The sequence below is a fragment of the Bacillus sp. MYb209 genome (genome assembly GCF_002975175.1).
Taxonomy (GTDB): Bacteria; Bacillota; Bacilli; order Bacillales; family Bacillaceae_G; genus Bacillus_A.
In genome coordinates this window covers 357,349-380,930 of record NZ_PCNZ01000003.1, presented here as the reverse complement: position 1 = coordinate 380,930, position 23,582 = coordinate 357,349, and the positions used below count along the sequence as shown (strand labels likewise).

The following is a 23,582-nucleotide window of genomic DNA, read 5'->3' as shown; positions in this document are numbered from 1 at the left end:
AACCAGGGAGAGTCCTTCCTGGTTTTCCTATATCGTATGTCCCGCTATAAGTATGGGATAAAAAACGCGAGCTAGTAGGTAAGACGATAGAAAGTGAGTGAGAGAATGAAAAAGAATATGAACTTATTAGCGGTGTATGAACTGTTAGAATCTATTACTTCATCTTATGGTGAAAAAGAAGCAATATATGATTTAACGAGACGAATTACATACAAACAATTGAAAACCGAAGTAGATTGTTTGGCTACTGCATTTCAGAGACTAGGATTAGGTAAAGGAGACCGTATCGCTGTATCTCTACCAAACTGGTCCGAAACAGTAGTTATATATTTTGCAGCAGCAAAATTAGGAGCGATAATCGTTCCGTTTAATCCAAAATATAAATCATATGAAATTGAGTATATATTGAAAAGTTCAGCTCCGAAGCTATTAATAGCTTCAGGAGAATTTGAGAAGAATTTTGGTTTTGAAAAAGTGCTTACTATGGTACAAAAAGCGATTACAGTAAGGTTTTCGCAATCAAATCTCTGTTCGTATGAGGAGTTAATGCGTACAGAAACAATGGATATTGAACCAGTGAATATAAATGTGAACGATGATTTGTTTTGTATATTATATACGTCAGGGACGACGGGAACCCCAAAAGGTGTAATGGTTACACACCGTGCTGTTGTACAATCTGCACAAACGATAGGAATAGAGCTGCATTGTACACAAGATGATGTATTTATTATTTCAGCACCACTGTTTCATATTTTCGGTATGGCAATTAATATGCTTTGTGCAGTAGCGATGGGAGGACGAATGATATTACAAGAAAAATTCCGTCCGCGAGAAACTTTACAATTAATTGCACAAGAAAAGGTAACCATCCAAAAAGGCGTACCAACAATGTTTATAAAAGAACTAGAATTAGAGGATTTTGATAAATATGATTTATCTTCATTGCGTGCCGGATTAGTTGGCGCTGCACCTATTCCGGCAAAAACAGTGACGGAGATACGAGAACGGATGGGGATTAACCTTTGTCAATCATTTGGAATAACTGAAACGGTTTCAGTTACGATGACTTCTTATAGTGATACGAAGCAGAACATTATAGAAACGCTCGGAAAGGCAATTCCAGGAGTTATGTTAAAAGTTGTCGATGAAAATAGAGTAGCGCTCCCGCCTGGAGAAGTGGGAGAAATCGCAGTTAAGGGATTTGGAGTAATGAAAGGTTATTATAATATGCCTGAACAGACAAAACAGGTTTTGGATAATGAAGATTGGTATTATTCAGGAGATTTAGGTACCCTTGATCATCAAGGATATTTAAGGTTCGTAGGGCGAAAGAAAGAGATGATCATAAGAGGTGGGTTAAACGTTTATCCTCAAGAAATTGAAGCAGTCATTATGAAACATCCAAAAATAATAGAAGCAGCAGTTGTAGGTCTTCCAGATAAAGTGCTCGGGGAAGTTGCGTGTGCGGTCATACGGTTAAAAAATGGAGAAGTTAGTTCAGAAGAAGAAATGAAACTGTATCTTAAAGAGAGAATGGCAATTTATAAAATACCAGAGAAAGTGATCTTTACAGATGAATTTCCAGTAACAGCAAGTGGGAAAATTCAAAAGTTGAAACTGAGAGAACAAGTATCTTCAAATATTAGTCCAACAGTTTGATAGATAGGAGGTAAAGGCATAATGGAAGAGTATACTTTTCAAGTAAGATGGGGAGATACAGATGCAGCTGGCATTGTGTATTATCCTAATTTTTATAAATGGATGGATGAAGCAACTCATGAATATTTTAAAAAAATTGGTTTTCCTTCAGTCGAACTTTACGAAGAACAACAAATTGGTTTGCCCTTACTAGAAGCAAAATGTCAATTTAAGTCACCTCTTCGTTTTGAAGACCAAGTAGTTGTGAAAAGTACTGTGAACGAATTGCGTAATAAAGTTTTTACAATTCAGCATGTTTTTGTAAAAGGGGAACGGATTGTGGCAGAAGGTTATGAAACTCGTGCATGGACTTCTTTCAAAGAAAAAGCGAAAGCGTATCCAATACCTGAGGATATTCGTGAGAAGATGATGCCGGAGATATAGGCAGTGGAGAGTTGAAAACGTACGAGCAAGAGCCGATTGTTGGAAATTTATTAATAAAGGGGAGTTATATATGGCAAAAGAAAAAAAATATGATGCAATCGTCGTTGGCGCAGGTCCAGTAGGGTTAATAGCAGGACTTGCATTACAAAAAAAGGGGATATCAACTTTAGTAATTGAAGCAGAACCATTTGGCAGACCACGCCCAGGAAGTAGAGCCATTTATTTGCATAGTGCTTCATTGAAGCTTCTTGAGGAGACTGCTGAAGGCCTTGGTTTTACACTTGCTCGAAACGGAATCATTTGGCCTGTCAAACGAACATTTTACAAAGGCAAAGAAGTGTATGTGCGCAATTACGGCAAAGATGAAAACCTTAAGTACAACAAATTACCTCATTTTACAGCTCTCCATCAGGATGAGATTGAAAAGCATATTTATGAGGCTTGCATGGAAGTAGGGGTTGAATTCCTTTGGAATGCCCCACTCAAGAATTTAGATGTTACTGATTACGGAGTGCAATTAACTACTACATGTGGCGAAACTTTGAAGGCACAGTATGTGATTGGTTGTGATGGAGCGCGTTCAATCGTAAGAGAGCAGGCCGGATTAGAATTCGAAGGCCCGCGTACAGCAGATACTTTTATCGTTGTAGATGCAAAAGAAGATGAAACGGATCCGCTTCCTTTAGAGAGAATATTCCATTATCAACATCCAGCTATGGGGGGAAGAAACGTAATGTTTGTTCCATTTAAAGGAGGATGGCGTATTGATTTACAGCTGCTTGAATCAGACAACCCAGAGGAGTATACAAATATTGAAAGTGCTAAGGAGTGGTTACCAAAAGTGATGGATCCTAAGTACGCTGAGCGGATTACATGGGTGTCTTCATACCGTTTCCACCAAGTAGTGGCAAATTCGTTTACTGACGTAAATCGTCGCATTCTTCTAGCTGGAGAAGCTGCACATTTATTTGCTCCATTCGGTGCACGTGGATTAAATTCTGGGGTTCCAGATGCTGTAATTGCTGCGCGAGGTATTGAGAAAGCATTACAATCTCATTCTGAGGAAGAACGGATAGAAGCGATTGGAGCAGCTGCAAGGGAACGTCAAATCGCAGCCAAATGGAACCGCGACGCTTCAACGACTGCACTTCATCACCTTCAGGGGAATTCTCCTGAAATGAATATGAAAAGAGAAATTGCGGCCTCAATGGTATCCATCGTTCCAAGATTGGGAAGATGGCTTGATGAAGGACCATACGGACCAAAGTTTGGGCCTCCTGAATTGACAACGAAATATTAATATAGGTGAAATTGTAAGGGAAAACAGCTAGATGAGTAACGTGAACGATATGAAAGGAGCGATATGAAATGGCTTTGTCACAATTAATAAATGAAGAAAAGTATGGTTCTGGTGCTCGTTCTGCAAATGAAATGATTGAGCGGTTAACGACTTTGGACTGGTATGTGAACGCTGGACAACAAAATCTAGAAGCCGAGAAGAAAGTAGATCGATTCATGAGTTCACTAAACATTAGTGAATATGAAATAAGATGGATTTCGAGAAAACAATTAAATGAAACAATTGAAAGGCTTTCTTTTGAAAGAAGTACTTTATGGGAAGCGCTAGAAGAAGTACCAGATCAGTTAATGGAGAAAATTGTACGCACAGGAAACGAAAAACTCCTTGCAGATGTGGTGGATAAAGTTCCTGAGGCAATATTCCACGGAGCCTATAAACAAGCATTCAATATATTTGGTGATGAGAAAATGGTCAAATTTCTCGTAGGGCATGCGATGTACATCAGTGTTCTTGCATGTGCAGCTGAATTAGCTGAAGGAAATAATGTGTTCCTTCCAATTGTTGAGTTACTTGAAGCGGGGCATTTACCTCTTGGTCCAGAAGGTAATACTTTTTATCTATTGTAACAAAGATAAGGGTATATAAAAATGTGGCCCGCACTTGCTTTTGATTGTATAAGAAGAAAGAGGTTTATCTATTTGAGATCTATATTTTAAGAGAGGAAGATTAATATGAAACTTGTTACTTTTACCCATAGCGGAGAAACTAGAATTGCAGCTTTAGAAAATCGGAAATTGATTGATCTGCATGCAGCTTTTAAAGCAAAACTGAAATCAGAGGGGAAACTTCGTGCCGCTCAAATTGCAGAAGCGTATATTCCAAAGGATATGAATGGGTTCTTACAAGGCGGAACAGAAAGTATGAATCTAGCAAAAGATGCTGTTGCTTATGCACTTACGAAAGAGAATGAAATTAAAATGATATTTGAAGAAGAGGAAGTCAAAATCGAAGCTCCAGTTCCTTCTCCAGGAAAAATTATTTGTGTAGGTCACAATTATCGTGAGCATATTTTGGAAATGAAACGAGAGTTACCGCCATATCCAGTTATCTTTGCGAAGTTTGCTAATACTGTAGTTGGCCCACAAGATGATATTCCTTTTTATCCAATTTCTGAACAGCTAGATTATGAAGCGGAATTTGCTTTTGTAATTGGAAAGCGTGCTCGGAATGTTTCAGAAGCAGACGCCCTTGAGTATGTGGCAGGGTACACGATCGCCAATGATATTACTTACCGTGATATTCAGCGCCGTACAATTCAGTGGCTGCAAGGTAAGACAGTTGAAGGAAGTGCTCCAATGGGGCCGTGGTTAATTACAGCGGATGAATTAACAGACCCATCTGGATTAGATATTGTTTTAACAGTTAATGGAGAGAAGCGTCAACAGTCTAATACCGCAAATCTAGTATTCTCAGTTCAATATCTTGTTGCATTCTTATCCAATTTAATAACATTAGAGCCAGGTGATGTCATCTTAACGGGTACTCCAGGTGGTGTAGGTGTAGCGCATAATCCGCAAGTATTTCTTAAAGATGGAGACATCGTTCGTATTGAGGTTGATCAAGTAGGTGTACTTGAAAATAGAGTGAAACAAACATCAGAGGTGCCGGTGCTATGACTAAAAATTTGCAGATTAATGCTATCGAATCTATCCGTGAATCGATTAATAAAATAGAAACTGTTGTTAAGTCTTTGCCTGAGGAAACGGTTCGTTGGAAACCGTCAGAAGACGAATGGTCAGTTATGCAAATTATTACACATTTAGTAGAAGCAATTCCGTATTGGGCAAAAGAAATTAACAATATTAAATTACAACCTGAAAAGCTATGGGGCCGTGGCTTGACAGATGAAGTACGACTACAAACAGTTTCAGAAGAGAATATAAATAAACTTTCTGTAGACGGAGTCATTCAACAGCTCTCTTCAATACCTATCATAATAGAGAATGTATTAAAAAAATTAACAGTCGAAGATTTAACCATACAGGCTCCAAGTCGCAATCCTCGTTTCGACAACAAGCCGATTGAATTCATCGTTAATCACCTCATCGTAGAGCATACAGAAAAGCATTATAACCAAATCGAGCGAAATTTATCTAAATTTAATGAGCGATAAAGGAGGCAAATAACATGGCGGAAAAAAATGCTTTTTTTGAAAGTGCACTCGTACAAGATTTCAATCGTGATATAGAACAATATCATCTCGGACCACTTTGGAACGCGATCCCAGATTTAATGAAACATACACCTGAACCACATGCACAAGCGTACCTTTGGAAATCTGAATTGCTTCACAAAAAGTTAATGGAAGCGACGCAAATATTTACACCAGATCGCGGTGGAGAACGAAGGGCGATTTATTTCCAAAATCCAGGACTTAATTATAGAAAGCCATGGGGCTGGGCATCGACTACACAAACGTTATATGCAGCGGTTCAATTGATACAACCTGGAGAAACCGCTCCGTCACATCGGCATGTTCAAAATGCGTTACGTTTCGTCATGGAAGGAGAAGGGGCTTACTCAATTGTGCAAGGAGAGCGTATTTTCATGGGACGGGGAGACTTTTTAACAACTCCAAATGGACTGTGGCATGGACATGGTCACACTGGTGACAAACCGATGATTTGGATGGATTGTCTTGATATTCCGACCATTTATTATCTCGGCGGTACGTTCTTTGAGCCGTATCCAGAAAAAATTGAACAGCCAAATGTGCCGGACAATTATACTGCTCAGCGTTATGAAGGTGGAATGGTTCGACCGATTTCCGACCGATATGCAAAGAAAGCACCACTTAGTTCTTACAAATGGTTAGGGACGGAAGCAGCGCTTAACGGATTAAGTCGTTTTGAGCCAGATGCTTACGATGGTTATGCTGTTGAATATATAAATCCATCGAACGGTGAGACAGCGTGTCCAACGATTGCAGCTTGGATGCAAAAATTGCCGAAGGGATTCAAAGGAAAAGCACACCGTCATACGCATGCATCAATCTATCATGTGCATGAAGGGGCAGGATATACGATTATTAATGGTGTTCGCTTTGACTGGTCGAAAGGAGACTTCTTTGTTGTACCAAACTGGGCATGGCACGAACACGTTGCGCTAGAAAATAGTTATGTATTTTCAACAAATGACCTTCCTATTTTAGAAAAGTTCGGGTTAGAGCGGAAACAGGAATATGAGAACAATAATGGATATCAAACAATCACAGGAGAGTTTGAACCAGCTCTACCTTGATATTGTGTAAAAAAGTGCCCTCTAGTAAAGAAAATATCATACAAGAGGGCGCTTTTTCCTATTTGTTAATTAATAAGCCTTCAACACATGAAGTAAATAATCTTTCCGATTTAGCGGATTAAAGTCAACACGTTTTCGAGTAGGGAAGGGAGCCGTCAGTTTTGTAAAACCACCTGGCTTTGTTATAAAGATACCTTCTCCTTCAGTAAATGAATGGAGCATTCGTTTAAAATTCTCTGTTTTTGCAACAAGTAATGATCCTGTTAAATGATAAGAGTCATTATGCAACGTAGGCTCTGCAAAAGTTGCTGGAATGGCAGCTAGTTTATACATTGCGGTACTAATTGCGTGCTCTGGAACAGTTAATTCAAATGCATTTATTGGTTCAAATACACATGTTTCAGCTCGTTTCAATGCATCCATTAAAACGAGTGGGGTTAAATTTCTAAAGTCACTTGCTGTTGTGACAGGACTTGCATAGCCAGTATGCGTTAATGTGACGATAATGTCAGTAACTTCCCAGCCGTATAAACCTTGTTTTAACGTATGAAATACAGTATCTTCAATCGCTTTATGAAATGCTAAAGGTAGTGATCCGAGTTCAACGCCTAAGTTATACGTAATACCAGAGTTAAGTTCACCACGTTCCACTTTGAAGCCGATTGTTGCGTAAAAAGGATTCTCTTTTTCACCCATTACTTCAACGCTATTCCCTATGCCAATTGGTTTTTCAATACATACAACTCGCGTATTTGAAAAAGTAACTTGTAAATTGTATTTTTCATAAAGTGTTGTTTCAATAACTTCTTTTTGTACTTCACCGAAAAGGCGAATGTATAGTTCATTATGAACATTATCTTTCCAAACCTTAATGAGAGGATCTTCTTCGCATAGTTCCATAAGTGCAGCGTATAAATTATGAATTTGTTCTTTAGGAACTGCCTCGATTGCTGCTTCCATTTGTGGTTCGGCAAAGTGAATGTCTTTAATATAATCTGTCCGTTCACCGATAATATCACCAATTTTAATATTAGTAAGTCCCCATACTTTGCAAAACTCTCCACTTTGAACAGTAGAAGCTTGAACCGCATTTCCATTATGAAATATGCACATTTTTTTAATCTTTTCTTTATGTGACAGAGACTCACTGCGCTGAATATCAACATATTTTCTAACGTGTAAACTACCAGAAAAAACTCTTACATAAGCAATTTTTTCCCCGGAAGATTCTCGTTCAATTTTAAAAACAACACCGGATAATGTATTATCTTGTGCCGATTTAGTAGCTGGAATTAGGGCTGAAATATTTTCAAGTAACTCAGTTACTCCAATACCTGTCATTGCTGAACCAAAAAAGATAGGAAACACATTTGCTTGCTGTATTTGCTTTTCGAGTTCTTTTCTTAATAGTGCGTCCGGTATTATTTCGTTATTTACATATGATGCAAGCAATGATTCCTTATATGGCGCTAATCGTTCAATACGATCGTCATATGATTTATATTCAATAATACGAGCTTTCTTTGTTCCTTCGTTTTGGGCAGAGTAGAAGGGGAATGCATCCTTTGAAAGAATTGCTTTTATTTGTTTCACAACTTTTTCCGTATTTGCGCCACTACGGTCTATTTTATTTACAAATAAAACAGTCGGTATGTTTAGTTTCTGTAGTGTTCGCATTAAAATCTTCGTTTGTGCTTGCACACCTTCAACGGCAGAGATAACTAAAATGGCACCGTCTAAAACGCGGAATGATCGCTCCACTTCAGCGATAAAATCAGCGTGTCCAGGTGTATCAATGACATTTACTTTTAAGTCACCAATAAAGAAAGAAACGACAGATGCTTTAATCGTAATTCCGCGTTGTCTTTCTAATTCCATTGAGTCAGTTTGCGTATTTCCGCTATCAACTCGGCCAACTTTTTTAATCACATTCGTTTCATAAAGAATACGCTCAGTCAAACTCGTCTTGCCAGCGTCTACGTGCGCGACAATCCCTATATTTATTGTTGTCATATATAAATATCCTCATTTCATTTTCCATTTTCATTTCCTCATTTCTATTTGTGTATTGCCGCATTACAATCACTCTCCAGTCATTTAAATTATTACTATTATAATGTAATTTACATTTTTTGTAACGTCATAAAACGCCTTATTTTGGAAAAATATTAATAGGCGAATTTCAAAAAAATAAATAGTGAAAACAAAATGCTTGCATTTTAAATCGGTATCCATTATATTAATTGACATATCAACTATTGATACATCAAGCGTTTTTGTTTTGGATGTAAAGGAGGGGTAATTTGACAAGTTCATGCTCAAAAGAAGCGATTATTTTATATAAATTGCACTTCCTCAATAAAGAAGTAAGTTCGAAGTTTGAAGGGTGTACCGGTATGAGCCAGTCTAGATTAGAGCTCATACTTCAGTTATATGAAGTAGATGAAATTAGTCAAAAAGCACTTCAGCAAGAAGTGAATATTGATAATGCCGCGATTACGAGGCATTTAAAACAGCTGGAAGCAAACGGAATGATTACAAGACGTAAAAATCCAGATGATAACAGAATTACGTTAGTTTCTCTTACAGAAGAGGGGCGAAATAAAATTCAAGTGTATCAAGAGGAAAAAGAGCGTTTCGCTACTTCGGCATTTAAAGGATTAAGTGAAGAAGAACGCGACAATCTTTTAATGATGTTAGACCGCATTCAAGAAAACATAAAAGAATTATAAAAAAGGGAGAATACAACTATGACTAACTCAGTAAAAACAAATGATTTTAACGAAATTTTAACAGGACGTCGTTCAATTCGTAAATACGATCCAGCTGTAAAAATTAGCAAAGAAGAAATGACAGAAATTCTTACAGAGGCAACACTTGCACCATCTTCAGTAAATATGCAACCATGGAGATTCCTAGTTATTGAAAGTGACGAAGCAAAAGCAACACTTGCGCCACTTGCAAAATTTAATCAATCTCAAGTAGAAACATCTTCAGCAATGATCGCTGTATTTGGTGACTTAAACAACTTTGATAACGCAGAAGAAATTTACGGTACAGCAGTAGAGCGCGGATTAATGCCAGCTGAAGTAAAAGAAGATCAAATGCAAAAACTTTCAGCTTACTTCTCAATGGTTCCACCAGAAGTAATGAAAGATACGGTACTAATTGACGGTGGTCTTGTAGCGATGCAATTTATGTTAGCAGCTCGTGCTCACGGTTATGACACTTGCCCAATTGGTGGATTTGAAAAAGACCAAATCGCAGAAGCATTCGGATTAGATAAAGAACGTCACGTACCAGTTATGTTAATTTCAATCGGAAAAGCTGCTGACAGTGGTTACCAATCAGTACGTCTTCCAGTTGAAAAAGTTGCTGAGTGGAAGTAATTTTACAGAATACAGAAATAAGTGGAATATGAGAGGGGAAACACCATGATTATTATTCACGCAATATTTCAAGTAGATTCAGTAAAACAACAATCATTTTTAGAAGAAATTCAGCCACTACTTCATGGTTCAAGAGAAGAAAGTGGAAATGTATCTTACGACCTATATAATGATACTGAAAAAGAAAGTGTTTATACAATGGTAGAAGTATGGAAAGATGAAACAGCAGTTGCGAGCCATAATACGAGTGAACACTTCACATCTTTCGTTAGTAAAGCAGCACAGTTTTTAACGGCTCCGCTTGATATAAAAGTTTATAATGGAGAGTTAGTAAAATAATAAGGTAGAAAAAGATGACTTTAGCGTATTGATATGATCCCCTTATAGTAGACAGTTGAAAGAAAGTTACTTTACTGTTTATAATAGAGGGGATTTTTTTATGGGGAAAATTAGAAGAACTTTTTCAATCGATTTTAAAATGAAAGCTATTGAATTGTACTTACATAGAGGAATTGGAAGTACAATTAATTGGAAAGGAATTAGGAGTTACATATTCAGTTATAGATAGATGGATTAAAAAATATAAAAATGAAGGGATTCTGGGCCTACAAGAAAAACGTGGAAGATCTAGACAAACAAATGAAATAAATCAAGATGCTAGAATACAACGATTAGAAGCGGAAAACGCATACTTAAAAAAGCTATTAGCTACGAAAAAGGGGATGAGATCAAAAAAATTAAATCAGTAGAATACGAGGTCATTCATACCTTAAAACAGAACTTTTCAATTGTATTGCTTTGTGAAATTGCAGGTGTTTCAAGAAGTGGATATTATAAGTGGGAAAAAAGAATCAACGATCCCTCTGAAAAGATGAAAGAGGACCAATTTATCATGTCTAAAATAGTAGAATGCGAACGAGATCCAGATATAAATGGTAGCTATGGTTACCGAAGAATTTGTATATGGCTCACAAAGTATTATGGTTTACAGGTAAATCACAAAAGAGCATATCGTTTAATGAGAAAAATGGGGATACAAGCTAAGATTCGAAAGAAAAAGTGGAGGCATTTTGGTTTAAAAGAACAATGCGGCGTGTCGGAAAATCTGTTAAACAGAGAGTTTTCAACTACAAGGCCAAATGAAAAATGGGTTACAGATATAACCTATCTTACCTTTAACAATAAGCGCATATATCTTTCCGTGATACTAGACCTTTACAATAACGAAGTTGTGGCCTACCAAATGAGCGAATACAACAATTTAAAATTAGTTACAGACACAGTTAATAAAGCCTTAAGAAAAAGAAAATTCCACGAAACAGTATTACATAGCGACCGAGGTTATCAGTATACGTCAAAAAAATATAACCAATTACTTAAAAAGCACAAAATAACCGTGAGTATGTCTAGGAAGGGAAATTGTTACGATAATGCATGTATAGAGAGCTTTTTTAGTCATTTTAAGGCAGAATGCTTTTATAGACATACGTTTCATGAAAAAGCAGAAGTTTTTAAGGCTACTAAAAGATATATGAGCTATTACAATAAAAAAAGATTTCAAAAAAGATTAAACAACCTTAGTCCTATTGAATTTGGAACTAAGGCTGCTTAATGAAAAGACACCTAATCTATTACTGTCTACTTGACTGGGGTAAGACCATATTCTCTCGACACCGTTATGTTGGAATAAGATAAGAGTGTTTTCTTATCTTTAGTTATAGAAGTTAATTGTATATTAAATATGAACATTCGGTTCATTTGAATATTTTTCCATATTATAATTTTCTTGAAAATATAGAGATAGAGGAGATTAAGTGATGGTAGAATTTCAAAGTAATTTGCATACGGCACTGTAATTTAAGCAGAATGTTGAAGAACTTGTATATCATGTAGGGAAAGTAAATAAGTCTAAGGGTACGGGTGAAGGTAGTTCTGGTGAAAGAAAAAAATCAAATGTGGACGAATTTAATGTATTTAAAGGCATAAATAAATCCCGTAAGAAAATTTTGAGAGGAAATAGAAAATAGGATTTAAAGCACTTGATTGTCAACTAATGGAAACGAGTGCTTTTGGTATTTTAGCGTAGAAAAAGATAGTTACACTATAATTTTATCCCGCACTAACGGGCTGACAATCAGTCAGGGATGGAGAAAGCCTCCACTGATTGAAGTTTCACTTTATAACTAAGCGGTACAGCAAGTACAAGGAGCAAGAGGGAGCGAACTGCCAGGGTAAACATCCAGTAATTATGTAACAGGCATACTTAAAAAAACGCTCATTTTCTTATAGATACTGATGAAGTTATAAAAATGATTAGTAGCATAGCAAATTGAAAGGATGGTAGTTATGAAGAATACGAATTTAATAGAAAAAATCGAAATAACAAAAAGCCCTAGCAGGGGAGCTAGGGCAGGGGACGGGGTATTAAGAATTGTTGATTCAATAAATAACGAATGACTTCTTTGAATAAGATTAGTTTAACACAGGAACTCGTACGTATGTGTTACAGAATTATGAACAGTGGACAAGTCTGTATATCCCGTTGGATTCTTTATATAAAATAATTTAATTCAAACTTAATATCAATAGCAATAAAGCGCTTAATGTCATAAATGTAAATGCACAATAGCCAAATATTCTAATCCATTTTGGCAATTGATTCATGTTAGCTTTGTTTGTTGGGATACCTTGCATAGAAAACATGACACGATCCCTATTATTTTGTTGTTGGAACATAACATCATCACCTTTCTGACTACCTTATCTGCATTTTATCAAGTTGAATGTAACTATGTACAGGTTATTCGACATTTGTAGTGGGCGACAAGAGAGTAAGAATTAAAGAGCTGTCCAATGAAAAGAAACAAATTAAACAAAAGTGTTATTTTGTCGAAAAGTAATACGGAGATAAAGAAATAAGACCGATACTTTTTATTGTATCGGCCGTACAAATAACCTGTGCTGGAGATGTCTACAAATGGCTTAAGATGTTTTCTCTAAACAGTGTAGACAAGAATTTTTACGTTTATACGCACAAACGGCAGATAACTGACTAGGTTAACCGCCGTTTGTGCATGACACGGAGGAGAAATCCCCGTTTTGAAAAGAGTGAAGCCGGTGGGAAGTCGGCTCAGAAGTAGTATGTGTAATATAAAAAAGATTATTCGTAAAGGGAAATGGACAAACAAAAACGCATTGAAATCGTAAATTCACTTCTTAGTTACTTAGCAGATCACGAAAAGGATATCTTTCATTATGAAGATGAAAATAGAACAGCTTATTTTAAACATGATGGTAGAAATCTATAGTTCGTTGACCACTATTCCAATGCGTATGACAAGAAGCGATGCAGATATTTCTCAAGTGACGGAACGATGTGGGGGTTAATTAGAGATTTCACGGACTTTATATTCGGTAATGATAATTCAAATTGGCGAAATGGTTATGCCGGATTGTACTGTATTCATTGTGGGTGGCCAGAAGAAGGAATGGAAAAGATGTGTGATTATGCAAGGGAAATCGGGTATTTAAGAGCGTTATAAAATGGTTATTTGAATAGGAAAAGGGAAAAGAATTAAGTTCACTCGTTCTTAAGATTTTTCCCTTTGAAAGTTACTTTTTGGTCGTTGTTCTATATACGTCTAAAATTGGTAAGTCTACGTCATGTAAATCTTAAGTAATGTCTTTCTTTTTAACATTGGTGTTGTTCGGATTATGTGCCTCTTGAGATGTTTCTTGCATTTGTTCTTGGGCCTTACTAGGAGTATTCAGAGCATCTGATGACACGTCGTCAAGTTGTTGACTTAATAGATTTTTTTTATTCATGTTATGTAGCTCCTTTGTGGATTTTGATATAAAAACAATGTAATTATAAATAGTTACTTAAATATTTTGTATCTTTGAATGGAATCATATGCACAAATTATATAGAGAAATGAACTAATTATAAAAATTACTTGTGATGACAAATTTAAAGGATATAAAAATTATTAGTTCTTAATAAATTTGTAATCTTGTGAGAAAGGGAAAAGGTGAGATGCAATTTTGGACGTACTTCCTCTAGTAGTCCAATTTTACACAACGCAGGCGAATCAAATGAGAGTGGCAGAAAGAAAGAATCATTGAAAGTATGTAACTGTTACAGAATTTGATGAAGATTGATATAAAAATTTCATTTTGTATAGTTTTCATAAATAAAAAGACGATTATCGTCAAATCACCTTTTGGTAAAATAGAGCATTTTTCGAAAATAAAGTATTCAATATTCGTTGGAATGTTCTAAGGAAAAACATCAAATTCTCAAGGTAAGTAACGAGCTCACATAATAGAAAGAAATACTACGATATATGATGCAAACGATTTAATGATGAAAACAAAAGAGCCGCTAGCAAAAGCTAACCGCTCCATTGCAATTTATTAACAAAAGAAACTAGTTCGCTATTCTTGAAGTGAACAGCTTATAGATATTATGTGGAAGTTTCGGAATTTTATTCAGATAAAATAAAAGAACAGCTAGCAAAAGCTAACTGCTTAGCCCCCAGGAAGAGAGAGGAGCGCTTTATTAGGTATAAGACTGAAATAAGGGTTTTAGATATTAAGACCTAAATATAGTATGGATTGCACTTGTGAAATCATGCATATAAATTGTGTTCCTACAAAAGAAGAATACTATTCGGATTCTAGATTCTACAACATTTCAGCTTCGAGATAAGTTTTCTTCATGTTATCAAGGTTTAGGTGAAGTAGCCATACGGCAGTAGTCAAAATTCAATTACCGTATACAAGAAAGAAAGTTTGCTTTTTAAATTGCAGATACAATTATTGAAAACCTTGAATTTAGAAAGATCACTGAACTCAACTATAATCCTACATAAGAATGTGGATTTCCACCAGTACTACACCTCAAATCTGCCGCGCAAGACGTTCTACTACAATCACATAAAATAAATATCATTCCAAATTATAAAATGTTATAATTTGGAATGATATTTATTTGAATTTTCAGAAATAAAAACGAGGTTAATATAATCTATCTTATGCTGTAAATCGGTGTAGTCTACAGCATAAGGTTTGCTCTGCAAGCTATTATAGTCAACAGTCGTGGGTACATAACGGGTACCGCCTCATAGCCATCAAATTAAGAAAAAAATTAATCCCCCTACAACAAAAACGCTATTCTTTTTCATTGCGAATATTGTACTTTTTTAAACGACGGATCAGTGAAGTTTGAGTAATTCCAAGAACTTTTGCAGTTTTACGTGTAGTCTTATTTTCCTTAAATGCCTGTTCTATAATTGTTTTTTCCATACTTTCGATAATCTCGCTTAAATTGTTGCCTTTTTTCAGAGATTCTAAAGCTTCTTCTTCCATGCTTACTGAGAGAAAGCGCTCTGGTAAATCATGAATCGAGATTTCTTCCTTTTTAGCCATAATAACGAGCTGCTCAACAGTATTTTCCAACTCGCGTATATTTCCCGGCCACTGATAACGTTGTAAAACACCTATCGTTTGCTTCGAGAAGGTACGTGTTTGGTTGAATATTTGGTTATACTTTTGCAAATAGAAATGGATTAGCGGAAAAATATCTTCATGTCGCTCGCGTAGCGGCGGAATGTTTACTGGTAAAACATGAAGTCGATAATATAGGTCGGACCGGAATTTTCCCTCTTTTACCATTTCTTCGATTTTGCGGTTTGTTGCTGCAATAATGCGAATATCAGCCTTTACTAACTGTGAACTGCCAATAGGCATATAGGTTTTGTCCTGTAGTAATTGAAGGAGCTTTGGCTGCAGATGTAGCGGAAGTTCACTAATTTCATCCAAAAAAAGCGTTCCTTTTTCGGCTGTTTTGACGAGCCCTGTTTTCCCTTTTGAATTAGCCCCTGTAAAGGCTCCCTTGTGGTAGCCGAACAATTCAGATTCGAGAAGTGAATCGGGAATTGCTGCACAATTTAAGTGAACAAAGGGTTGACTGTTTCGTTCGCTCAATTCATGAATACGCTTCGCAACTACGTTTTTTCCAACTCCTGTTTCTCCGTTAATAAGCACAGTTGAATCAACACTTGCTACTCTTTCCATGATTTCAGCAAGCAAATTATGTACTTTGCTATGTCCGATAAAGGACTGTGCCTCCTTTATTAGAATATATCGGGTATTCATTTTTTTTATTTCTAGTAAATACCGCTTCAATACGGGGGCTAATTCTTCCCATTCTAGTTTAGAAACATTATCCATCCAATTGCTTATATCATGACCATGTGCTACAAAATAAATGGGGTTTTCCTGCTCATCCAAAATAATGTCCCCTGTTACTGTCATCTTATTACCACCGGTAATTTCTTGCACAGTGGTTACAGTACTTCCATTTTGTAAAGCCATTTCAATTACGGATGGAGTGAACGCACCCTCTTTTTTCAGAACGAAAATATTCCTGCCAATCAAATCTTCCTTGCTTTTGTTAAAAAGCTTACAACACGCTTGGTTTACCCACATAATCGTTCCATTTTTGTCAACAATATTTATCCCACTTTCAAGACTATCAAGAATCTTCAAGAGATATTTGGTTTCAATTTGGACAGGAATGTCGGACATGGCTTAAATCCTCCTATGAATGCATCTATGTTGAACCGTAAGTGGTTCAAAGTAGATGGAAATTAGTGAACAGAATGAACCATTTATGAATCTATTGAAACGAATTCAATTCATTATATCTCACAATAGCTAGATTTAAATAGAATTTTTATAATTTTCAGTCTATTTTTTATATTTTCGTTCCAAATTGATGGCATGATTTTTGCATTATAAAAGTGTACAGTGCGGAATTATTAATTTATAGAGGGAGGTAGTTAATAGAATCTTTTCTATTTATCAAGGATTTTTCATTTTATCGGAATGGAAGAGGATCGCCATTTTTACTAGCAGAGAAAAAGCTTATGCTAGGAATGTTGTTTAATGAAAGCGTTTTAATGATAAATTATTATAATTAATAGGGATGATAGATAAAAATTACCAAAAATATATCCATTTTGACTTTCTAGCATATAAGTCACGGTTATGAAGAATAAAAGGTGATCTGCACTCGTTTTCTCTCTTTGTTTTCACTTGGCATGGGGCAGGAAAAGGATATGACAGCTTCTATGAATGACCGGATTCTTTCTCCTACCTAAAAAGAAAGGTTTTATGTCTGTTTTTCAATTTGTACTTATATAAAAAGGATGGTGTATGTATGAATGCAAATCTAGTATTTATCAATGGTGAAGTTATTACATCAGACAGACAAAACTCAATAGTGGAATCTGTAGCAATAAAGGATAATCGAATAATTGGGGTCGGTTCAAATTTAGAAACGAATAAATTCATTGGGGAGAAGACTGAAGTCATTGACTTAGCAGGCAAATCCCTTCTTCCTGGATTTATTGATTCACACACACACCTGGTTTTATATGGGGTTTTTCAGTTGAACATCAGCTGTAAAGAAAGTCACATCGACTCTGTTGCAGCTGTGCTGAATGAGCTTAAGAAAAAGGCGTTGGAAACTCCAGAAGGTGAGTGGATAAGAGCTTGGGGGTTTAATGAAACTACCGTAAAGGAGAAGCGATATCCAACGATTGCTGAGTTAGATGCCATTTCAACGAAGCATCCAATCATCATTTCTCGTACGTGCGGACATATCTGTATCGTAAACACAGCAGCACTCGAGAAGGCTGGATTTGACGAAAAGACACCGAATCCTCAAGGTGGGGTAATTGAAAAGAATGAGAAGGGAGAAATTACAGGAAAATTATTTGAAGCTGCCAATATGAAGATCAATGATGTAGCAAGCTATACAGATGATGAACTTATGAAAGCTGTTAAAATCGCGTCGGATCATTTCATTTCAGGGGGTATCACGAGTATTCATGAAGCAGCTACTTTTGATTCTAATTGTTATCGTTTGTTACAAACAGCTATAAAAACCAAAGACATCCGTGTTCGGGTATATGCAATAATTGGTACCATAAATGAATCCGATAAATTTGTAAATAAAATGATGAATGCAGGGATAGTAACCGGTACAGGGGATGAGAAATTTAGGATTGGGCCGGCTAAAATATTTTTAGATGGAAGTAGCTCTGGTCCAACGATTGCAACTCGAGAACCCTACTCCAGCGATGCTAACAATTTTGGGATTCTTTATTATAGTGAGGAAGAAATATATAAAGTTTTAGGTGAAGCACATAAAAAAGGATATCAAATTACAGTACATGCTCAAGGTGATAAAGCCATTGAAATGTATTTAAATTGCGTAGAAAGAGCGTTAAAAGAAGCACCAAGGAAAAATCATCGTCATCGAATCGAGCATGCAGGAGTTTCAACCCCAGATTTACAAGAAAGAATGAAACAACTTGAAGTCATTCCTATTCCAAATCCACCATTTCCATATGAATATGGCGAGATATATGCACACAATTATGGTGAACGTGTTAATTATATGTACGCTGCTCGTGATTATATAGATAAAGGTATTGTTGCAGCAGGTAGTTCAGATGCACCGGTTACTGATTATAATCCTTTATTAGGAATTCATACTGCAGTTAATAGAAAAAGCCAATTTGGAGCCGAAATTGGCACGAATCAATCCATTAGTGTATTAGAAGCTATTAAACTTTACACATGGAATGGCGCTTATGCAAGTTTTGAAGAGGATATAAAAGGCAGCCTAGAGGTAGGGAAATTAGCTGATTTAGTTATTTTAAGTGAAAGTATTTTAAAAGCTAAACCAGACCGTATTAAGGATTTGAAAGTGGAGACAACGATTATTGATGGGGAAATTGTCTATCAAAAGGAGAATGATTTAATGATGAAAAATTAAATCTAGGCAAAAGGATTTGTTAATAAAAGGGGGTTATTACAATAATATTACTTCGCATTATTATATATACATCAATTAAAAAAAGACGTAAAACCCCTCTTTATAGATGGGAGAAAGTATCTGGCTATGCATAGAAGTGGTCAGGTCTTTTTTCTGCCGCATGTGAAGTGAAAACAGAAAGAATAAACGAGTATAGGTTACTTTTATTCTGCATAGCAGGGATTTAGATGCCAGAAAATTAAAAAGGATTTATATATTAACAAATCCTTTTATGATATTGGCTCTTAATCCATAAAAATTCAAACTATGAAATAGGAGGTCGAGCATATTTTGAAATATATTAAACTCTTACTCTTAATTCCTTTTATAGGGTGTGTTGGATTCTTGCCATTTGCAAATAGAATTGAGCCTTACGTATTAGGAATGCCTTTTCTTTTATTTTGGATTTTATTTTGGATGGTACTTTCCTCAATTATTTTAACCATTGTTTATAAGCTTGATCCCGATAATAAAGGGAGTGAGACAGAATGAATATATCATTATTTATTATTTTTATTTTCTTAATCCTATCTCTTTATTTGGGGATAGCAGCAAGAAAAGGAAAAAAGATGAATTTGCAGCAATTTTCAGTTGGTGGCAGAGGTTTTGGAACCTTGTTCATATTCCTATTAATAGCTGGAGAGGTTTATACGACTTTTACTTTTCTAGGCGGAAGTGGTTGGGCGTATTCCAAAGGTGCTGCTGCATATTATGTGCCCGCGTATATATTTCTAGCATATATAATATCTTATTGGATTGCCCCTAAAATTTGGAGATATGGCAAAGAACATGGTATTATTTCACAACCTGATTATTTTGCATCTAAATACGATAGTCGTGCAATGGGGGTTATAGTGGCTATTGTGGGAAGTTTAGCGCTTATACCATACATTTGCATACAAATGAAAGGGTTAGGAATCATTGTTTCAGAAGCTTCTTTTGGAGCTATTTCACCAATAGTTGCAAGTATTATAGGTGCAATAGTTATTACAACATATGTAATATTCTCTGGTATTCATGGCTCAGCTTGGACAGCTGTGATTAAAGATATTATGATTTTGGGAGTAGTTATTTTTTTAGGTCTATACATTCCTAGCCACTATTTTGGTGGAATTGAGCAAATGTTTAAGTCTGTTGAGGCCGTTAAACCTGAATTGTTAACGTTAGCCGATCAAGGACTAAGTGTACCGTGGTTTATCTCTACTATACTTTTAAATGCAATATCTTTTTATTTATTACCGACTTCTTTCACTGTGGTTTTCTCAGCAAATGGTGAAAAAGCACTTCGTAAAAATGCAATTACCCTACCTTTATACACTATATTATTACTGTTTGTGTTCTTTATTGGCTTTTCAGCTATCGTAAAAATTCCTGGTTTACAAGGAGCTGATGGAGATCTTTCTCTTTTAAGATTATCTATTCAAACATTTGATCCTTGGGTCATTGGAATAGTTGGAGCAGCTGGTTTACTAACGGCTTTAGTACCAGCATCCGTTATGTTAATGTCTGCATCTGTTGGTTTAACAAAAGGGATTTACAATGTTGTGTTTCCAAAAGCTACCGAAAAACAACAATTAGTAGCTTCAAAACTATTCATCATTTTCCTTTCTTTGACTGCTTTAATCTTCACAGTATTTGGTGGGACAGCACTTGCAATGTTAAATATCATGTCATACAGTCTTATCGCACAATTGGCACCTGCATTATTCCTTAGTTTTTCTCAAAAAAATTATATTAATAAATATGGTGCAATGACTGGAATTATTACAGGAGTACTTATTGTATTGTATGCTACGATTTTTAATATAAAAATCGCAACCTTTTTTCCAACAGTCCCACACACTATTAACGACATTAGTACAGGAGCAATAGTATTATTTATTAATATCGTAATAACTATTATTGTAAGCTTAGCTTCAAAAAACATACCGATTCAAAAGGGGTCTACCACATCAACATTAAGCTAAAATAATTTTATATCAATATAACGAGAAAAACGTTATTTTTTTGAAAATTTACAGAAAGGATGACGTTTTTTATGAATTTTTCGATTCAAAATGAAATTTGAAAAAGATCAAAACTACCTGTTCTCTACAGTCTATTGGAGGCAGGTAGTTTTATTTTTCTCGAATTTACATAGTTGTAATAGATAGTTGAACTATTGTGAAAAGAGGGGGATGAATCGAATAGAATTATCCCTTATTTTGATCACTCATATTCACTTCTCTAATTTCAGGAGTAAGCGAATATGATACGGTCACAGTGAAATTACATTCTAGAGATGATCGGGAAAGTGTTGGGAAAAAAGCAGTAGCACGTATAAATGAAATTAAATCGCCTAAATTTGAACATAAATTCAAAGCTCCAGAGGATGGAAACGAGTTTATGGGGGATTTAGACGAGTCTACGAATATGATGAAAATGGTCTTTGGCGGAATTGCTGGAATTTCGTTATTAGTTGGTGGCATCGGTGTTATGAATATAATGCTTGTATCTGTAACAGAACGTACGCGTGAAATTGGCATCCGAAAAGCGCTTGGTGCAACGCGTAGTAAAGTATTAATGCAGTTTCTTATTGAATCTTGCATTTTAACAGCACTAGGTGGCTTAATTGGATTTATGCTTGGCGTATTCTTTGCGTGGTTAATTGTGATATTCGCAGAATGGCCATTTATTGTTTCAGTAAATTTAGGACTGATTTCGGTTGGAATATCTATGTTTATCGGTATTGTATTTGGTATACTACCGGCAAATAAAGCAGCAAAATTAGATCCGATTGAATGTTTGCGATATGAATAAGAAGGGAAGAGAATATAACTTTTGTTATGTTCTTTTTTTATTTTCATACAAAACTCTTTCTCAGCTTATCGTATCCAAATTTGAACGTAAGCATTTTGTAAGGAATGGATAAGAAAAAAGAGAGATTTATCATATAGGATTAAAGTATAACTTGATGTGAAGGGGGAAGAAATTAACTTAAATAATCAATTAGATAATGGAGTATTGCAAGAAATAGTAGTGATTTTTTGGCACAACATGTATGTCAAAAAGTGAAAGTTACAGGTTGTTAGGAACGAAATTATCAGTACTTAAAATAGAGGCATTATATTGTTAGTGAAGAAAAGGGTTGTACGAATGAATCATCAATACGATATTAATAGAGGAGAGGGAGCCTTATGAAAAAATGTAATTCAATTAAGTTAGCAAGTTTGGCAGTTTTATTAGTGGGTACTACTCTATTCACACCAGGTTTTACTGTGAAAGCAGAGTCTGTTCAAAATTTATCTAGTCCGTCACAATCACATGATCAAAAGAACCGGAATGGTTGGAAACAAGTAATGCAGGAAACAGTACAGCTTGGAACGCCAGGGATATTAGCTAAGACGTCTAACAACGGAAAAACTAGTAGTTATACAGCTGGCGTGGCGGATTTAAGTACAAAGCAACCGATGAAATCGGATTATCGCTTTCGGATTGGTAGTGTGACGAAGACTTTTACTGCCACGACTGTTCTTCAATTAGTAGGAGAAAATCGCATACAACTTGACGATCCAATTGAAAAGTGGCTACCGGGTCTCATTCAAGGAAATGGGTATGATGGTAATCAAATTACGATACGTCAACTTTTGAATCATACGAGTGGTATAGCTGAATATTTAAAGTCAAAAGACGCTGACATAATGAATTCGAAAAAAACGTATACAGCAGAAGAAATAGTGAAAATGGGACTTTCTCTACCACCTGATTTTTCGCCAGGTAAGGGGTGGTCGTATTCAAACACAGGATACGTAATATTGGGAATGCTTATTGAAAAAATAACTGGAAATAGTTATGCAGAAGAAATTGAAAAGCGAATTATTGAACCTTTGGATCTGTCAAATACGTTTTTACCAGGGAATTCAACCGTTATCCCAGGAAAGAATCATGCTCGAGGGTATATGAAAATTGAAGGAACAAGCGAGTTGAAAGATATAACGTATTATAATCCGAGTTTAGCTAATTCAGCTGGAGATATGATTTCTAATGCGGACGATTTAAATAAGTTCTTTTCATCTTTACTCGGTGGTAAGTTACTGAGGGAAAATCAACTAAAAGAAATGCTTACCACAGTTCCTGTAGAAGGAAAAGGTGTTGGTGATGGATATGGTCTTGGAATCTATGAGACTAAACTTCCAAACGGTGTTTCAATTTGGGGTCACGGAGGGGCAATTCCTGGATTTGCAACTTTTGCTGGCGGAGTAATTGGAGGCAAACATACATTAGCTGTCAGTATTAACTCTTTAGGTGCGATTGATATTGGTACGCAGTTTAATAAAATGATGCAAATTGAATTTAATAAATAGAAAAAAGAAAATGAGTTGGACTCTGCTATAGTTGTATATAAAAGAGGTGCTTTTTGAATTTTGCAAATATGGACAGTGTTAGCATTTATGATATGGCATCAAGTTTATGTGGAATATAAATACGATATAAATGTATTTCAAGGTGAAAGTCAATCTTATAGCTCTTAGTATAAAAATAAAAAGGATGTCAGTTGCATGGCATTCTTTTTATTTTGGATCAAAGGAGTATGTGTTTAATTCTGAAAATTGTTATTTTTTCAATCATTCCATATAAT

General features: G+C 35.7%; 19 protein-coding genes and 3 pseudogenes. 18 read left to right on the top strand and 4 right to left on the bottom strand.

Annotation, left to right across the window (positions count from 1 at the left end; genetic code table 11):
• The first annotated feature begins 105 nt into the window (after positions 1 to 105).
• The 7 genes from CQZ94_RS09045 (at position 106) to CQZ94_RS09015 (ending at position 6,685) form a co-directional block, all read left to right on the top strand.
• Positions 106 to 1,662, top strand: a complete 1,557-nt coding sequence (locus CQZ94_RS09045) for a class I adenylate-forming enzyme family protein (protein ID WP_105585118.1) — start codon at positions 106 to 108, stop codon at positions 1,660 to 1,662.
• Between the two features lie 21 nt (positions 1,663 to 1,683).
• On the top strand, positions 1,684 to 2,085 hold the full coding sequence (locus CQZ94_RS09040) for an acyl-CoA thioesterase (RefSeq protein ID WP_105585117.1): 402 nt from the start codon (positions 1,684 to 1,686) through the stop codon (positions 2,083 to 2,085).
• 70 nt (positions 2,086 to 2,155) lie between these two features.
• Positions 2,156 to 3,385 (top strand): FAD-dependent oxidoreductase, encoded by a 1,230-nt coding sequence (locus tag CQZ94_RS09035; protein ID WP_105585116.1) that lies wholly within the window; start codon positions 2,156 to 2,158, stop codon positions 3,383 to 3,385.
• Between the two features lie 68 nt (positions 3,386 to 3,453).
• Complete coding sequence (locus tag CQZ94_RS09030; RefSeq protein WP_105585115.1) at positions 3,454 to 4,011, top strand: hypothetical protein; 558 nt, start codon at positions 3,454 to 3,456, stop codon at positions 4,009 to 4,011.
• A 105-nt stretch (positions 4,012 to 4,116) separates the two neighbouring features.
• The gene (locus tag CQZ94_RS09025; RefSeq protein WP_105585114.1) at positions 4,117 to 5,061 is read left to right on the top strand and encodes a fumarylacetoacetate hydrolase family protein; all 945 of its coding nucleotides are present in this window, start codon (positions 4,117 to 4,119) and stop codon (positions 5,059 to 5,061) included.
• Entirely contained in the window at positions 5,058 to 5,558 is a 501-nt protein-coding gene (locus CQZ94_RS09020) for a DinB family protein (RefSeq protein ID WP_105585113.1), read from the top strand. Before CQZ94_RS09025 ends, CQZ94_RS09020 begins: the two co-directional genes overlap by 4 nt.
• A 14-nt stretch (positions 5,559 to 5,572) precedes the next feature.
• On the top strand, positions 5,573 to 6,685 hold the full coding sequence (locus CQZ94_RS09015) for a cupin domain-containing protein (RefSeq protein WP_105585112.1): 1,113 nt from the start codon (positions 5,573 to 5,575) through the stop codon (positions 6,683 to 6,685).
• Positions 6,686 to 6,754: 69 nt separating this feature from the next.
• Here the strand turns inward: CQZ94_RS09015 and CQZ94_RS09010 are convergent, their stop codons facing one another.
• Entirely contained in the window at positions 6,755 to 8,698 is a 1,944-nt protein-coding gene (locus CQZ94_RS09010; RefSeq protein ID WP_105585111.1) for an elongation factor G, read from the bottom strand.
• Between the two features lie 290 nt (positions 8,699 to 8,988).
• Between CQZ94_RS09010 and CQZ94_RS09000 the strand changes: the two genes are divergently transcribed.
• The 5 genes and pseudogenes from CQZ94_RS09000 to CQZ94_RS08980 all read left to right on the top strand — a co-directional run bounded on the left by CQZ94_RS09000 (position 8,989) and on the right by CQZ94_RS08980 (position 11,686).
• Positions 8,989 to 9,417: a MarR family winged helix-turn-helix transcriptional regulator gene (locus CQZ94_RS09000; RefSeq protein WP_105585110.1), complete on the top strand. Its 429-nt coding sequence runs from the start codon at positions 8,989 to 8,991 to the stop codon at positions 9,415 to 9,417.
• Between the two features lie 18 nt (positions 9,418 to 9,435).
• Positions 9,436 to 10,074, top strand: a complete 639-nt coding sequence (locus CQZ94_RS08995; protein ID WP_105585109.1) for a nitroreductase family protein — start codon at positions 9,436 to 9,438, stop codon at positions 10,072 to 10,074.
• A gap of 45 nt (positions 10,075 to 10,119) precedes the next feature.
• Positions 10,120 to 10,413 carry a putative quinol monooxygenase gene (locus tag CQZ94_RS08990; RefSeq protein WP_105585108.1) on the top strand — a complete coding sequence of 98 codons (294 nt, stop codon included), beginning with the start codon at positions 10,120 to 10,122 and terminating at the stop codon, positions 10,411 to 10,413.
• Between the two features lie 100 nt (positions 10,414 to 10,513).
• Positions 10,514 to 10,823, top strand: a pseudogene (locus tag CQZ94_RS08985) (transposase).
• Positions 10,745 to 11,686: an IS3 family transposase gene (locus CQZ94_RS08980; protein WP_142395790.1), complete on the top strand. Its 942-nt coding sequence runs from the start codon at positions 10,745 to 10,747 to the stop codon at positions 11,684 to 11,686. Before CQZ94_RS08985 ends, CQZ94_RS08980 begins: the two are co-directional and overlap by 79 nt.
• A 953-nt stretch (positions 11,687 to 12,639) precedes the next feature.
• Here the strand turns inward: CQZ94_RS08980 and CQZ94_RS31160 are convergent.
• Positions 12,640 to 12,810: a hypothetical protein gene (locus CQZ94_RS31160; RefSeq protein WP_181149460.1), complete on the bottom strand. Its 171-nt coding sequence runs from the start codon at positions 12,808 to 12,810 to the stop codon at positions 12,640 to 12,642.
• Positions 12,811 to 13,250: 440 nt separating this feature from the next.
• On the opposite strand from CQZ94_RS31160, the pseudogene CQZ94_RS32225 reads away from it, so the two are divergent.
• Positions 13,251 to 13,616 (top strand): annotated as a pseudogene (locus CQZ94_RS32225) (hypothetical protein).
• Positions 13,617 to 13,746: 130 nt separating this feature from the next.
• Here the strand turns inward: CQZ94_RS32225 and CQZ94_RS31155 are convergent.
• Both CQZ94_RS31155 and CQZ94_RS08970 read right to left on the bottom strand, forming a co-directional pair.
• On the bottom strand, positions 13,747 to 13,899 hold the full coding sequence (locus tag CQZ94_RS31155; protein ID WP_181149458.1) for a hypothetical protein: 153 nt from the start codon (positions 13,897 to 13,899) through the stop codon (positions 13,747 to 13,749).
• A 1,347-nt stretch (positions 13,900 to 15,246) separates the two neighbouring features.
• Complete coding sequence (locus tag CQZ94_RS08970; protein WP_105585106.1) at positions 15,247 to 16,665, bottom strand: sigma-54 interaction domain-containing protein; 1,419 nt, start codon at positions 16,663 to 16,665, stop codon at positions 15,247 to 15,249.
• Positions 16,666 to 17,299: 634 nt separating this feature from the next.
• On the opposite strand from CQZ94_RS08970, the gene CQZ94_RS08965 reads away from it, so the two are divergent.
• The 5 genes and pseudogenes from CQZ94_RS08965 to CQZ94_RS08945 all read left to right on the top strand — a co-directional run bounded on the left by CQZ94_RS08965 (position 17,300) and on the right by CQZ94_RS08945 (position 23,307).
• Positions 17,300 to 18,925: an amidohydrolase gene (locus CQZ94_RS08965; protein WP_105585105.1), complete on the top strand. Its 1,626-nt coding sequence runs from the start codon at positions 17,300 to 17,302 to the stop codon at positions 18,923 to 18,925.
• Positions 18,926 to 19,255: 330 nt separating this feature from the next.
• Positions 19,256 to 19,456: a DUF3311 domain-containing protein gene (locus CQZ94_RS08960; protein ID WP_105585104.1), complete on the top strand. Its 201-nt coding sequence runs from the start codon at positions 19,256 to 19,258 to the stop codon at positions 19,454 to 19,456.
• On the top strand, positions 19,453 to 20,931 hold the full coding sequence (locus CQZ94_RS08955; RefSeq protein ID WP_105585103.1) for a sodium:solute symporter family protein: 1,479 nt from the start codon (positions 19,453 to 19,455) through the stop codon (positions 20,929 to 20,931). Before CQZ94_RS08960 ends, CQZ94_RS08955 begins: the two co-directional genes overlap by 4 nt.
• A 463-nt stretch (positions 20,932 to 21,394) precedes the next feature.
• Positions 21,395 to 21,763, top strand: a pseudogene (locus tag CQZ94_RS32350) (ABC transporter permease); the annotation flags it as partial.
• Between the two features lie 377 nt (positions 21,764 to 22,140).
• A complete protein-coding gene (locus tag CQZ94_RS08945; RefSeq protein ID WP_105585102.1) occupies positions 22,141 to 23,307 on the top strand; it encodes a serine hydrolase domain-containing protein in 1,167 nt (388 codons plus the stop codon).
• The last annotated feature ends 275 nt before the right edge of the window (positions 23,308 to 23,582 follow it).

Excerpts from the sequence above, each read along its gene's own strand:
- CQZ94_RS08995 (WP_105585109.1), top strand. The coding sequence starts at position 9,436 with ATGACTAACTCAGTAAAAACAAATGATTTTAACGAAATTTTAACAGGA.
- CQZ94_RS08955 (WP_105585103.1), top strand. The coding sequence starts at position 19,453 with ATGAATATATCATTATTTATTATTTTTATTTTCTTAATCCTATCTCTT.
- CQZ94_RS08990 (WP_105585108.1), top strand. The coding sequence starts at position 10,120 with ATGATTATTATTCACGCAATATTTCAAGTAGATTCAGTAAAACAACAA.
- CQZ94_RS08945 (WP_105585102.1), top strand. The coding sequence starts at position 22,141 with ATGAAAAAATGTAATTCAATTAAGTTAGCAAGTTTGGCAGTTTTATTA.
- CQZ94_RS09015 (WP_105585112.1), top strand. The coding sequence starts at position 5,573 with ATGGCGGAAAAAAATGCTTTTTTTGAAAGTGCACTCGTACAAGATTTC.
- CQZ94_RS09025 (WP_105585114.1), top strand. The coding sequence starts at position 4,117 with ATGAAACTTGTTACTTTTACCCATAGCGGAGAAACTAGAATTGCAGCT.
- CQZ94_RS09010 (WP_105585111.1), bottom strand. The coding sequence starts at position 8,698 with ATGACAACAATAAATATAGGGATTGTCGCGCACGTAGACGCTGGCAAG.
- CQZ94_RS08970 (WP_105585106.1), bottom strand. The coding sequence starts at position 16,665 with ATGTCCGACATTCCTGTCCAAATTGAAACCAAATATCTCTTGAAGATT.
- CQZ94_RS09035 (WP_105585116.1), top strand. The coding sequence starts at position 2,156 with ATGGCAAAAGAAAAAAAATATGATGCAATCGTCGTTGGCGCAGGTCCA.
- CQZ94_RS31160 (WP_181149460.1), bottom strand. The coding sequence starts at position 12,810 with ATGTTCCAACAACAAAATAATAGGGATCGTGTCATGTTTTCTATGCAA.
- CQZ94_RS09030 (WP_105585115.1), top strand. The coding sequence starts at position 3,454 with ATGGCTTTGTCACAATTAATAAATGAAGAAAAGTATGGTTCTGGTGCT.
- CQZ94_RS09045 (WP_105585118.1), top strand. The coding sequence starts at position 106 with ATGAAAAAGAATATGAACTTATTAGCGGTGTATGAACTGTTAGAATCT.
- CQZ94_RS08965 (WP_105585105.1), top strand. The coding sequence starts at position 17,300 with ATGAATGCAAATCTAGTATTTATCAATGGTGAAGTTATTACATCAGAC.
- CQZ94_RS09040 (WP_105585117.1), top strand. The coding sequence starts at position 1,684 with ATGGAAGAGTATACTTTTCAAGTAAGATGGGGAGATACAGATGCAGCT.
- CQZ94_RS31155 (WP_181149458.1), bottom strand. The coding sequence starts at position 13,899 with ATGAATAAAAAAAATCTATTAAGTCAACAACTTGACGACGTGTCATCA.
- CQZ94_RS09020 (WP_105585113.1), top strand. The coding sequence starts at position 5,058 with ATGACTAAAAATTTGCAGATTAATGCTATCGAATCTATCCGTGAATCG.